The organism is Photobacterium sp., from assembly GCF_033720175.1.
Taxonomy (GTDB): domain Bacteria; phylum Pseudomonadota; class Gammaproteobacteria; order Enterobacterales; family Vibrionaceae; genus Photobacterium.
In genome coordinates this window covers 26,652-40,008 of record NZ_JAWWDA010000015.1, presented here as the reverse complement: position 1 = coordinate 40,008, position 13,357 = coordinate 26,652, and the positions used below count along the sequence as shown (strand labels likewise).

Below are 13,357 nucleotides of genomic sequence, written 5' to 3'. Positions count from 1 at the left end.
TCGCTTACATCATAACGACGTCAAACTGTTCTTGAATGTATAGCGGCTCACCTTTGATTTTAACCTGCTTGCCAATGAAGACTTCAAGTTCAGCAAGCGCGTGATACTCATCGCCAGCTAAGGCATCAGCCACGGCAGGTGCCACATACACCACAAAGCGATCAGCATCATACGCACGGTTTACACGCGTAATTTCACGCAATATCTCGTAACAGACACTCTCAACCGTTTTCACTGAGCCACGCCCTTCACAAGTAGGACAAGTACCGCACAGCACATGTTCAATACTTTCTCGGGTACGCTTACGGGTCATTTCCACTAAGCCGAGCTGAGTAAAGCCATTAATATTGGTTTTAACCCGGTCGAAAGAAAGTGCCTGCTCTAGGGTCGCAAGCACCCTGCGCTGATGATCTTCCGACGCCATATCGATAAAGTCGATAATGATAATGCCGCCCAGGTTACGTAAACGGAGCTGACGGGCAATCGCCTTGGTGGCTTCAATGTTAGTATTGAAGATCGTTTCTTCTAAATTACGACGACCAACGAACGCACCGGTATTGATATCGACAGTGGTCATCGCCTCAGTCTGATCGATGATCAGATATCCGCCTGATTTCAATTCGACTTTACGATCCAATGAACGCTGAATTTCGTTTTCAGTATCATAGAGATCAAAAATCGGCTGCTCACCTGAATAATAGTCAATTTTTTCACTGACTTCCGGAACAAACTCATCGGTAAACTCTTTGAGTTTTTCAAACCCAAGACGAGAATCAACCTGAATACCATCGAGCTCTGTGCCGACAAAATCACGTAAAATACGCTGTGCCAGCCCCAACTCACCATACAGCATGGATTTAGGTTTATGTTTTGCACGGCGCTCCAGTACCTTACGCCATAGATGCTTCAGGAATGCGACATCTTGTGCCAGTTCGTCTGCGGTCGCACCTTCAGCCGCGGTGCGGATAATAAATCCACCCAGATCGTCGCAATGTTTCTTCACAATGCCTTTCAGGCGATCGCGTTCCTGTTCACTCTCAATCCGCTGAGACACACCCACATGGCCGGCCCCCGGCATAAAGACCAAATAACGCGAAGGTAAGGTAATGTCGGTCGTCAGACGAGCCCCTTTGGTACCCAGAGGATCTTTGACCACCTGCACAACAATGTCCTGGCCCTGACGCACCAGCTCAGAAATATCCCGCACCGGGAACTGCTGCTTCTCATTTTCTGCCACACACTCGGTATGCGGAACAATATCAGAGGCATGTAAGAAAGCGGCCTTATCAAGTCCGATATCGACAAAAGCGGCTTGCATGCCGGGCAATACGCGGCTCACCCGCCCCTTATAGATATTTCCGACGATGCCGCGCTTCGCTTCGCGTTCAATATGCACTTCCTGAAGGTTGCCCCCTTCAATCATTGCCACGCGAGTTTCACTTGGCGTCACATTAATCAGCAGCTCTGTGCTCATGGTTGCCTCAACTTATAAATCTAAAAAATCTTGAACCATGATGTCGGTTTCCATTAGCGGTAACCCCACCACAGCATAATAACTGCCATTAATGCGTTCGATAAACTTGCCACCCAGCCCCTGAATACCGTAACTGCCGGCTTTGTCTTGCGGTTCACCACTTTGCCAATAGTTTTTAATTTCGTTATCTGACAATGTTTTAAACCAGACGTCAGTAATCACTAACTGAGTTTCTTCACGTTCTGCATTCGCAAGGGTAACAGACGTCATCACCTGGTGCTGACGACCGGAGAGCAACTTCAGCATCCGCCGTGCATCAGTGAAATCTTTCGGCTTCTCTAAAATAGTATCATCGACAACCACAATGGTATCGGCGCCCAGAACCGGGGTCTGGCCATCCGTTACTTTCACCCCCGCGGCCGCTTTCTCTCGGGACAGCCGCTGCACGTATCCTGCCGGTGTCTCACCGGGCTGGTGACATTCTTCAACATCCACAACGACACGTTCAAAGCGGTAGCCAAGCTGAGTCAGCAGCTCCTTGCGGCGAGGCGATCCCGAGGCAAGGTAGAGTTGTATAGCAGGCATGACGTTCCTATCTAATTATAATTTAACGAATGGAGAACTTACGGCGCATCCGCCGTAAAAATAAAAATAGCCAAGGCCACAACAGGAAGTTAAGGAATATCGCCCATAGCTGTTGCGGATCAAAAGTGATCACCGACACCAGATATTCGGCCCAGAACTCCACTAATTTACCGCCCAGGCTTAACAAAGCAATCAGCATTGCCTGCTGCCATAACGACAAATTACGCAGTACCTGGAAGTTCAGTGCAATGATGTAGCACAATACCGACATCATCAAACCGCGAATACCTAACGTCGAGCCCAGCATCAGGTCCCATAACAGGCCGACGATCAACGCCGTACCGACATTCACCCGATGCGGCAGGGCTAACACCCAGTAGCATGTCACCAATAACACCCACGACGGGCGAAAAGGTTCCAGCTCACCAGGCCAGGGGGCTGCCTGTAAAATCAGGGCAACAGTGAAAGAGAGCCAGATTAGTAAGCGGCCTCTTGGTCGACTACTCGCCACGCGTTAGCTCTCCTTCCAATTGGTACTCACTGGGTGTCGGCCACACCAGTAACAAATAACGTAAACGGTCAAACTGAACCGTTGGGCGGGCTTTGATTTGAGCAAAAGGACGCTTGTTATCAAACGAAAATTCGGTCACATTCGCCACCGGATATCCTTCCGGATAACGACCGCCCAAGCCGGAGCTAACCAACAAGTCACCCACTTCAATGTCGGTACTGCTCGGCACGTGCTCCAGTTGCACCAGATCACTTTCGCCACTGCCGGAAGCGATAACACGGATATCATTGCGGACCACCTGTACCGGAATGGCATGGGTGGGATCAATTAACAGCAATACACGGCTGTTATGCGCCCCGACATAGGAGATCTGACCGACAATGCCTTTTTCATTGATCACCGGCTGGCCTTCATAAACGCCGTCAGTCCGCCCTTTATCAATCATTACCTGATGACTATAAGGATCAGAGTCGACGGCCATCACCTGGGCGATCATCTTCCGCTCGTCACGCACAAAGGGCGATCCCAGCAGTTCTCTTAGACGCTGATTTTCCTGCTTCAACTGATCAAGCAATAACACATCGTTTTGCATGATCAATACATCACGCTTGAGTGCTTTATTCTCTGTCAATAAACGCTGATGTGAGCTCAACTGACCAGATACACCATCTAATATGTCACGAGGTAAGTTAGCAGCATATTGAAGAGGGGCGATCGCAGAGTTCAGCAAGTAGCGTACATTGGCAAAGGCATCAAGACGGCTGTCGGCCAGCATGAGGCTGGCCGACAGTAAAATGGCAAGAAACAGGCGTAATTGCAGAGAAGGCCCTCTGCCAAATATAGGTTTCATCTAACACTATAACCTGTTTTGTCAATTGCCATGGCGGGCATTATTCCTCGCTGAAGAGGTCGCCACCATGCATATCAATCATTTCCAGAGCTTTACCGCCACCACGCGCAACGCATGTTAGCGGGTCTTCAGCTACCACAACCGGAATACCGGTTTCTTCGGTTAACAGACGGTCAAGATCACGCAATAGCGCACCACCGCCGGTTAGTACCATACCCCGCTCAGAGATGTCTGAGGCAAGTTCCGGCGGACACTGTTCAAGGGCAACCATCACCGCCGATACGATACCGGTCAGCGGCTCTTGCAATGCCTCTAAAATTTCGTTTGAGTTCAGGGTAAAGCTGCGTGGAACACCTTCAGCCAGGTTACGACCGCGCACTTCAATTTCACGGACTTCGTCGCCAGGATAAGCCGAACCGATTTCGTGCTTAATGCGCTCAGCGGTTGCCTCACCAATTAAGCTACCGTAGTTACGGCGCACATAATTGATAATGGCTTCATCAAAACGGTCACCGCCGATCCGAACAGAAGATGAGTACACCACACCATTGAGTGAGATAACGGCAACTTCAGTGGTACCACCACCGATATCGATCACCATTGAACCCGTCGCTTCAGATACCGGCATACCGGCACCGATAGCGGCAGCCATTGGCTCATCAATCAAATACACTTCACGCGCACCGGCACCTTGTGCCGATTCACGGATTGCACGGCGCTCTACCTGAGTAGAACCACATGGAACCGCCACCAGTACCCGCGGGCTAGGGCGTAAAATGCTGTTGTCGTGCACTTGCTTAATAAAGTGCTGAAGCATTTTTTCTGTCACATAGAAATCGGCAATCACCCCGTCTTTCATCGGGCGGATAGCGGCGATATTGCCCGGGGTACGACCCAGCATTTGCTTAGCCTCGTGACCGACGGCGGCGACACTTTTTGTGGTACCTGCGCGATCCTGGCGAATAGCAACGACGGAAGGTTCATCGAGAACGATGCCCTGACCTTTGACATAAATAAGGGTATTGGCGGTACCCAAGTCAATAGACAGGTCATTAGAAAACATGCCACGAAGTTTTTTAAACATAATCTTCGGCTAATCCTGCAAACTCAAAATTCTTTAAATTGCGCTAAATGTACCAAGGGGCAGGGATCGAGACAAGATAAGCTTTGTCAAACCTGCCACAGAACCACATTTTATTTAATTAAGCAGCTTATTCATGCCTTTTTCACCCCGATAGATGATCCGATCGTTGCCGCGGTAGACGCCGAAGGTAACGATCGCGGAGGGATCTTCATCGCCTTTATCGCGCCAGTTAAACCTCAGCCAAGGTTGGTTGGAATGGTTACCCACACATTTGATATCATTATCATCACTCTTAATCTTTACTGGGTGGGTGGATGTTAATCGTTGCCAGAAACGGATCTGCTCGCGGAAGGTTGCTAGCGGTTTACCATTCTGATGGTGAGGTCTTGCTAAGAAGTCACCAGAATCAGTATCACCGGCAGCTACATTTCCGTTACCTCTGGTATCAGCATTACTTGTCACTTTGTCATCAGAAGAGCCTATCTGTTGCTTGCAATAATTTGTACCACGAAACGCAGATAACGAATCATCAGCATTAATTTTCCAACCAGAACCATCCCAAAATTCAACCCTGAGTGGGATTGCAAGCGATTGTCCCACCGCTCCCGCGGTATCTTCCATCCGCATCCGACCATAGCGGAGCACTGGTGTCTTGCTAAATGGCGCCATCTCCGTTACGAGATCATTACCCGAAAAGGTTATTGTTTGTTGATTTTCATTGACAATGCGAACCGGATCGCCCCCTTTGCCTTCAAGCGCATAGAGCCCCCAGCTGCTATTTAGCTCATCAAAAGGACCATCCTCTATGGTTGTGGTATTCGAAAAATTTTTCCGTTCAAGCCGCCAGATACTGCTCTCTTGTTTCAAATCTGCTTCATCCCAGTTATTCCACTTAGTTTGCGGATATACACGGCTCGCAAAACTTTGATATGTTCCGCCGATCAACTGCACCGCATCTAAAGCCAGTGACGCTTGATAATATGAAGTAAATTTACCATAGTTTTCAGTCTCTTCGCCATTATTTGCTTTCGCTTCCACCTCAAAGCTAGCTTCAAAATCTTGGCCTAAATACGCAAATTCATCTTGGCCGCTGGGGTAGCTAAAGTCATCGCTATCCATGTCCTCTAACTCAAAATAATCAGGATAGAAACGCCCTATACTCCCGACACCTTGATCGATCTTCATTCCCAAATAATGGCTACCCGCTTGCAGCCGCAAACTACCGACTTCACTCCAGCTTAAATTGCTAAGGGTCAAACCGTGCATGGCGTCTTGTTGAGTCTTAAAACTATGCGTGCCATTGCCCTGAAGCACTCCTTTATCTCCACCAACTGGCGTATCCAACAGATAGGTGAGATTCAGCGGCGCAGAGATTACCTTATCGACAGAATAGTAATTAGGTGTCGTCGGCACCTTACACCAGGTATTTCCAGTCATACTATCTGACACTAGGTTAGGTAAGTCTTGCGTCCAAATAATAGGTTTAAAGGTAACACTGAATGTTTCGCCCGCCGCCGCAAAGCCATTTCCTGACGAAGATGTACCGGAGAAGTCTGTTTTACCGCCAGCCGATTGAATATCGCACAGCGCAAAAGTATATGGACGCGAATAAATAACCGCCTTGCCTTTCAGCCCTTTCCAATCCCTTTCACGATCGTCACAGTCCGTGCTGTCAGTCTCGCAGTCTTTCGGCTGCCACTTATCATCAGCCAGCTCGAAAGAAATTTCTCCTGCATCTTTGTAAGTAACGGGAAGAAGCGTTTTTCCCTGCGTAAACCGAAGACTTTTTACTATTGAAGCACCATCGGCAAGCGTTGAACCCTCAATATCTAGGCTCTTACTACCGGTTGTCGGCTGAACATAGTCCAGAGAGGTGATCTTTAATTTCTTCTCTTCACCCTCAGCCTTACCGTAATCTTCAATCACTTCACATTTTGCACCCGTATCTGCCACCGCTTCTATCAACAGCGTTTCAGTTTTTCCGGCAACTGTTTTAGCGGGATCGCCACCATTAACCCGAAAACCATACGGCGCAAACCGATAGGGCCCGGCATTATCACTCAAATCACCGGTCGTACCTTCGACCGAAATTTCGCCAGCAGTCTTGCTCTGCAGCCATAACTTCCGCTGCCCACCGGGCAAGGAGGTCGTTATGTTTTCCTTGCTGCACTCTGCTGCATATTCTGTCAGCGCCCAGCAACTGTTCATCGGATTGGCCGATGTCACTGACGCGTTCAGTGTTCCGGAATAATCGGTATCGAGATCCCCGTTTTCTTTGCGTACGGAGAACGTCACCGGCATCCGCTCGCAGGTCAGGCCAAATGCACTTTTCGGGGTGATCTTCAGAGTGTTCTTCGGTTGTGGATTAAAACATTGACTATCGCCTGTAATTTTAGCGCTATTTGACATATTCAAATAACTCGCGGTCACGGCTCCGGTAACATGAACGGAATTAGATAAATTCACTTTACCTTCAGAGTAAATCAACCCTTTGAATTCATCTTTATTAGCGAAGTTAATTTGACAGCCCGAGTATCCAGGTAATGACAATGGACAATCCGGAAATGGACCATCACTACTGTCAAGCGCATACGGGTCGTAACCTAGAATCACTAAATCATCTGGGGTGCCATTATTATTAAAAGTCGAATTTTGAGATAGCTCTAGCTTTTTCACATGAATCACGACCGGTCCGTTAATATTAATCGTAGACTTGTTAACCTCTAGATAGTTAAAGTAATAGTGGCCTGGGTTAAAGGTAACAGTAGAGTTATCTAGGTACATATGATCATACTGGACAGGATCTAATGTCTTCGTTTCTTTCCATATTGTCTCTGTACCTGTCACCGTATACTCACTAAGATTCATGCGATTAACTTGCAAATCAGGATTATTAACGCAACTCTGCCCATCACAATTACTTGAATTATTAGACTCAAAATTTTCAAAACCAACCTGTCTTTTTCCATCTATCAAATAAGCATTATTAATTTGGCTGGAATTCGACATCGTTATTTTATTATTTGGATTTCCGACCCACCCTTGGGCTGGTGACGGGAACAATTCGCAATAATCGAGTTCAGGTTTAAGTTTAGGTTCAGGTAATGGCAAACTACCACAGTTACCCTCAGCCAAACAGGTTTCAGAAATATTATCGCCGATGACTCTCACTCTTATATAAGGGTTCTTTTTATTTGCACCGACTGTCTTTCTAATATCGATATATTCTGATTTAACATAAACACCATCAACACTATATTGCAACCATCCTCGAATATTATTTGATTTATAGGAATCATTGTTAACAAATTTAATTTTAAATTGATGTTCATGTCCATCATTAAGATATTTAGTCTCATATATACTTGGAATATAACCTGAAATTCGATAATCATCTGTCCATAATGGATGTAAATATCCATTATGTTCAATTCTTACTCGATTACCTCCATCTGACTTAACATTCAGCGTAATGCAAAATCCATTTTTCGCATTCACCCATGAGCCATTACTTAAGCATTGATTCGCTTGAACACTATTACTCAGAAATAAAGCCAGACAAAAAATAAAGGCTAAAGAATATTTTTTGATTTTATTTATCAAAATAAAGAACATCACAACAACTCCTTCGCCCACGATTCCTGCACTCGGGTTACTTCAACTTGGCTTTTAGCCGCACATGTTGCGCTGCTTTCCAAATAAAATTGTCTTATTGTTGACCCTGCGTGCGAGACAGAAATATCAGTACAGTTCACAATCGCGGTGCAGCCATAACTATTTGCAGGTTTAAACTTATACTCATCGACACAAGCTGTTGGTTTAGCTGAGCTTTGTCCGATAGGAAATAACCGACTAAGCATCACTTCATTACCCGAATGAGCGGTAAACCACGCTCGGGTGCCCAATACTTCTTTGGTGGTGATATCCTGGCTTGACCAGCCTATACGGGTCATTGCAGCCGCCATCACTGACATCACTACAATCACAAAAATAGAAACCATTAATGCACTGCCTTGTTGCTTTTTATATGGTGGATTATAAGACCGTTTATAATACATTAATCACCTGCACACTGTGGTTATAACTGGAAGCTTTACCGCTGATCGGATCTTCAAAGCGCAATGTCAAATGCACTACGCTATTACTATTTAATCCGACACCATTTACATCGAAATTAACGCTATCTATTTTATCCGAGAGCATGACTGGATTTTCATCATTAACCCGACGATATAGTTGTTTTATATCTGCCTTAACTTCAAAACAAAAAGAGACTTTATTTTTATACAGGTATAAACGTTTGGCAGGAGACTGCGTTTTAAGCTCCCCTTTATAGTTGACTCTATATATCCCTTTATCGCCAACTACTGTTGATTGTGTGGCATATCCCTTAACAGAAACTAAAGGGAGCGTCTTATACTTACCACTGTATTGTTTTTGTGATGCATAACCCATGGCTATTCCAAAACCATCAACTTTATTCTTATCTGATGTCCATAAGTCCAGTTCATCCTCATCTGGAAATGGCACAAAAGTGAATGAAGAATCCTTACCAAATGGCTTATCTAAATAAAACGCCGACAGGTAAACAGGGTAAAAAGAAAGGCATTGATGACCATCAATCACCTCTTCAAACACACTATTGGGTGCAGCATGGCGAATTTCACGGCTGATCCTTTCCATCACAAAACGCGCTTCAGATTGCAGTCTTTCCCGGTCGACAGTACTGACATAACCATCCACGCCAAATTGCAAGAAACTGCCGACGCCCACAGAGATGATCCCTAAAATGACCAACGCCATGATCATTTCAATCAGGGTAAAACCTCGACTGCTTCTACGGCTACTATGCATCAGTAGTTACTCCTGTAAGCAATAAACTCATAGTCGCCATAGCGAGTGGTGCGGACATGGACAGAAATACGCTTATGATCGGTCACCGTCTCAGCATCTGTTCCGGTAAACCCCTCATCATAGAAGGCATTAATTTCTGCCCAGATATTCGAATAATCATCGCCGGGAATAAAATCCGATAACTCACCAATTCGATCAAACTTACTATTATTACACTGCGCTACTGTTCCCCAGCAGCCTTTAAAATCATCAATGTCATTTGCCAAGGCAACATTAAGCAATGTCCCTGTCAACTCGCTCTCTTCAGGGCCTAATTTATTACTAGTTGTACAATCGTTCGCACCTGTCTCGCCACAACGAATCACGCTATCACCATTAGGATCTGATTCTTCATCAAACTTGCGGGATAGGATTTCATTGAGCATGGCATGGCCAATTGCAGCTGAGCGGGCCTGATAATGCGGAATGGCAGAGCGTTCAACCTGGGGAAATAAAAAGCTGGTCAGGGTAACCATCGCTATACCCATGATCACGATGGCAATAATGCCTTCAATCAGGGTGAAGCCTTTACTCTTTATTATCGGCTTAATAGTTACGGGCTTCATGCACAATCACCTTCGTGGATAAAGCCTTCGCTGTTGATACACAGGCTGGCGGTTTCCCCATTGCGGGAGCGAACCGTTACCTTGCACCCTGAACTGGTGGTGCAAATCCGCTTGCCGTCCGCATCAACCGGACGGCCGAGCAAGTTGAAATAGATATCAATCACCGGGGTGGCAAAGGTGACTTCCGCCTGCTTACCCCGCAGCACGTCGCTGAACAGGTCATCGTTACTGCTGCAGGCTGCCGGGCGGCCAAATCGGCTGTTTTCCTCATCAGAGACATTGGTAACCACCAGACGCTGGCAGGCATTGAGGGTGCCATCAGTTTGCATCGCGATGATCTGAATTTGGCGGGCAATGGATATCGCCTGATCGCGGGCGATATGGGCGGTAAAACTACTTTTACCCATCAGCCGGCTGGTAGCGGTGACACCAAGGATCCCGAGAAGAATAATAACAACAATAAGCTCAACCAATGTAAAGCCTTGCTGGCGGTTTTGCATTGCCTACTCCACTGGTAAAACTAGAACTATTTTCTGAATGCTCTCGCTCAGAGCATTCAGAAAATAGTGCCTAAAAAAGGCACTATTCAGTATTTTTAGCTTTTATCGCAACCTGTACCGAAGGTAACGGTTGTTTTAGCCGCAGATGTCGCAGCCGTTCCTGTTGCCTGCTCGTATTTCACAATACAAGTTGTTGCTCCAGTCGTTGTTCCTTTAAAGCTGTAAGTAATTGATGAGTTGGCCGCTGAAGCAACCACATCCCAATCAGTACTCAGACCAATAACAGCAGCCCCAATACCACTTTCTGTTGCAGTCGGATAACCAAAGCTAGTATCAACCCCATCAACATCTACAGCTGTACCACTACCGTCTTTTGATTCTTTACCTTCAATAGCTGCTTTACCGTAAACAATACCTGCACCACCATCAATCGCGCCTTTCAGACCTTGCAGCGACGCACTACGCGCATCATCCTGCAGGTTCAAAAACTTCGGTGCCGCGGTTACCGCCAGAATACCCAGAATCACAATCACAACCACTAACTCTATCAGCGTAAAACCGCCTTGACGTTTCATAACTCTCTCCAGATTATTTTAAATTCACTTCAACTCGACCAAGGGCCGGTGTATAGGTAAATGAATGGCCGGCTTCAACATCCGTTGACCCCGCGCCGTTGGTACCGGCCGAAGCCAGTTGGTAGTAACGGCAAAGCTTGCTGGTGTCACCACCTTCTGCTTTAACGTAAAAAAGGAAATTCCCCTTGGCAGCATCCGCCGGTGAGACAGTTGCCTGCGGCGGGTTTTGCAACAAGTTGTCAATCAATGCCAGGCAATCACTCGCCGTCACACTGCTAACATCACTGGTGCTGCTTGTTTCTAATGCAAACGGATAACCGTCACGCACCGTGTTGTCATCCGTCGCTCTGGTTAACGCAAAGTCGGTACCATCGTAATTAACTTTATAATCACCATTGGTATCGACCGGGCGACCGTACGCTTCCCACTGGGCACGGGCTGATAAAGCCGCCGTGGCATAACCACCGGCAACCCCTTCAATCGAGGCTTTTTTCGCTTCATCGGTGATCTGGAGAAAACGCGGTAATGCCGCCGCCGCTAAAAGGCCGACAACAATAATCACGATAACCAGCTCTACCAGGGAAAAACCGCTTTGCTTTTTCATTGACAAACTGCTCATTTAGTCAAAATGACGACACTTGGTTCGTCAAAAACCCGTTAATGCGTATTGTCTCATTTTCATATAATAATTCCAGCCACTTACCATCACTTATTTGATAAAAACAGGAATTATAAGACCCTGACTTCAAACTTTTTTTATCAACCAATTGAATATATGACGTAGCTTGATCATCGTTTGATAACAGTACCCACATTTGTTCACAATTAATGTGGCCGCCATGGTTCACTATCGGCCAGCCAAGAGCCGTAAAACCAAACATCACCCCATTATTCTCAGCCACTTGCGGTTTATCATTGAGTTCCCATAACTGGCGCAGACTAGAAGCCCTTTCATAAAAGCTTCTGACCGTCACCTTTAACATCGTTTGCTCCGCTTTATCACTCACCCGAGACCATTGCGTCAGCAGGGTGGTGATCAGTACCAGAATGACCGCAAACCAGATAAATCCGTTAAATCTTGCTCTTTGCAGCCGATCAAACGCCTCTTGCAACATCGAGCATGCCCCACATCGGCAAGAAAATACCCAGGGCCAAAATCAGTACCATCACCGCTACCACCAGCAGCAAGAGCGGTTCGATTCTCGCCGTCAGGGTTTTCAGATCGTAATCCACTTCCCGATCGTAAAAATCCGAGACTTCAAGCAGCAACTCGTCCACCTGGCCGGTTTCTTCACCGACCGCGATCATCTGTAAAACCAGCGGGGTAAAGACCCCTGACTGAGTGGCCGTACTGGCAATGCTGTTACCGCTTTCAATACCATTTTTCATTTCAATCAGGCGGTTTTCTAAAAAGCGATTACCCAGTGCTTCCGCGGCCATCTGAATCGCCTGGTTGAGCGGCACGCCGGCACGAAGCATCAACGAGAAGGTACGGGAAAAACGTGACATCTGGGCCCGGTTAACAATATTCCCGATAACAGGCACCTTCAGCCGCCAGCTGTCCCACTTTTCTTGCCCGGCAGGTGTACCACGCCAGATCTTCACGCCTAACCAGGATGCAATGCCAGCCCCTAGCATGAGCGGCCAGTAGCCGACGAATAAGTTCGATGTACCAATTAAGATCCGGGTCGGCAACGGTAAGTCCACCCCGAAACGGGCAAACATCGAGGCAAACTGCGGGATCACCTTGATGTTTAAGACCACCATTGCCAGCATAATGGCCGACAGAACAAAAACCGGATAACGCATCGCTGATTTGATCCGGCGCCGGGTTTCCATCTCCTGCTCAAAATAATTGGCGAGCTGTAACAGTGACTCATCGAGTCGACCGGTATTCTCACCGACATGGATCATCGACACGAACAGATCAGAGAATACCCTCGGATGCTGCTTCATCGCCGCAGATAGCGAGCGGCCATTGGTCAGCTCGGCGGTGACGGTTTCTATTGTTCTCTGCAACAGCGGGTGGCCGGCACTTTGCCCCAGGCCATTGATTGCCCGCAACAGCGGTACACCGGCTTTGGTCAGGCTGTAGAGCTGACGGCAAAAAATCACCAGTACTTCCAGCGGAATATGGCTTTGAAATAACGATTTAAAATCAAAGCCATTACCTTTCGCTGAGCCCTGGCGGATCTCAAGCGGGATCACCCCCTGACGCATCAGCAGATCGGCGGCGGCCTCTTGACTGGCTGCCTCTACCTGCCCTTTTTGCATCTGGCCCTGATTGCCGCGGCCGCGGTAATTAAAAACTGGCATCAT

At 47.1% G+C, this 13,357-nt stretch carries 14 protein-coding genes; all 14 read right to left on the bottom strand.

Features of this window, described 5'->3' with window-relative positions; genetic code table 11:
* Positions 1-4: 4 nt before the first annotated feature.
* On the bottom strand, positions 5-1,474 hold the full coding sequence (gene rng / locus R3289_RS15910) for a ribonuclease G (protein ID WP_318926675.1): 1,470 nt from the start codon (positions 1,472-1,474) through the stop codon (positions 5-7).
* A 12-nt stretch (positions 1,475-1,486) separates the two neighbouring features.
* On the bottom strand, positions 1,487-2,059 hold the full coding sequence (locus R3289_RS15905; protein ID WP_318926674.1) for a Maf family protein: 573 nt from the start codon (positions 2,057-2,059) through the stop codon (positions 1,487-1,489).
* Positions 2,060-2,081: 22 nt separating this feature from the next.
* The gene (gene mreD / locus R3289_RS15900) at positions 2,082-2,570 is read right to left on the bottom strand and encodes a rod shape-determining protein MreD (RefSeq protein ID WP_318926673.1); all 489 of its coding nucleotides are present in this window, start codon (positions 2,568-2,570) and stop codon (positions 2,082-2,084) included.
* Positions 2,560-3,420: a rod shape-determining protein MreC gene (mreC, locus tag R3289_RS15895; protein ID WP_318926672.1), complete on the bottom strand. Its 861-nt coding sequence runs from the start codon at positions 3,418-3,420 to the stop codon at positions 2,560-2,562. The genes mreD and mreC overlap by 11 nt, the downstream gene beginning before the upstream one ends.
* 40 nt (positions 3,421-3,460) lie before the next feature.
* Positions 3,461-4,504 carry a rod shape-determining protein MreB gene (mreB, locus tag R3289_RS15890; RefSeq protein WP_318926671.1) on the bottom strand — a complete coding sequence of 348 codons (1,044 nt, stop codon included), beginning with the start codon at positions 4,502-4,504 and terminating at the stop codon, positions 3,461-3,463.
* Between the two features lie 114 nt (positions 4,505-4,618).
* A complete protein-coding gene (locus R3289_RS15885; RefSeq protein ID WP_318926765.1) occupies positions 4,619-8,119 on the bottom strand; it encodes a DUF6701 domain-containing protein in 3,501 nt (1,166 codons plus the stop codon).
* Positions 8,119-8,562, bottom strand: a complete 444-nt coding sequence (locus R3289_RS15880) for an MshP protein (RefSeq protein ID WP_318926670.1) — start codon at positions 8,560-8,562, stop codon at positions 8,119-8,121. Before R3289_RS15880 ends, R3289_RS15885 begins: the two co-directional genes overlap by 1 nt.
* A complete protein-coding gene (locus R3289_RS15875) occupies positions 8,552-9,358 on the bottom strand; it encodes a PilW family protein (RefSeq protein ID WP_318926669.1) in 807 nt (268 codons plus the stop codon). The genes R3289_RS15880 and R3289_RS15875 overlap by 11 nt, the downstream gene beginning before the upstream one ends.
* Entirely contained in the window at positions 9,358-9,963 is a 606-nt protein-coding gene (locus R3289_RS15870; protein WP_318926668.1) for a prepilin-type N-terminal cleavage/methylation domain-containing protein, read from the bottom strand. The genes R3289_RS15875 and R3289_RS15870 overlap by 1 nt, the downstream gene beginning before the upstream one ends.
* Positions 9,960-10,463, bottom strand: a complete 504-nt coding sequence (locus R3289_RS15865) for a prepilin-type N-terminal cleavage/methylation domain-containing protein (protein ID WP_318926667.1) — start codon at positions 10,461-10,463, stop codon at positions 9,960-9,962. Before R3289_RS15865 ends, R3289_RS15870 begins: the two co-directional genes overlap by 4 nt.
* 95 nt (positions 10,464-10,558) lie before the next feature.
* Complete coding sequence (locus tag R3289_RS15860) at positions 10,559-11,038, bottom strand: prepilin-type N-terminal cleavage/methylation domain-containing protein (protein ID WP_318926666.1); 480 nt, start codon at positions 11,036-11,038, stop codon at positions 10,559-10,561.
* Between the two features lie 13 nt (positions 11,039-11,051).
* Complete coding sequence (locus R3289_RS15855; RefSeq protein WP_318926665.1) at positions 11,052-11,642, bottom strand: prepilin-type N-terminal cleavage/methylation domain-containing protein; 591 nt, start codon at positions 11,640-11,642, stop codon at positions 11,052-11,054.
* Positions 11,643-11,661: 19 nt separating this feature from the next.
* Positions 11,662-12,153 carry a hypothetical protein gene (locus tag R3289_RS15850; RefSeq protein ID WP_318926664.1) on the bottom strand — a complete coding sequence of 164 codons (492 nt, stop codon included), beginning with the start codon at positions 12,151-12,153 and terminating at the stop codon, positions 11,662-11,664.
* Positions 12,134-13,354 (bottom strand): type II secretion system F family protein, encoded by a 1,221-nt coding sequence (locus R3289_RS15845; RefSeq protein WP_318926764.1) that lies wholly within the window; start codon positions 13,352-13,354, stop codon positions 12,134-12,136. The genes R3289_RS15850 and R3289_RS15845 overlap by 20 nt, the downstream gene beginning before the upstream one ends.
* Positions 13,355-13,357: the final 3 nt, after the last annotated feature.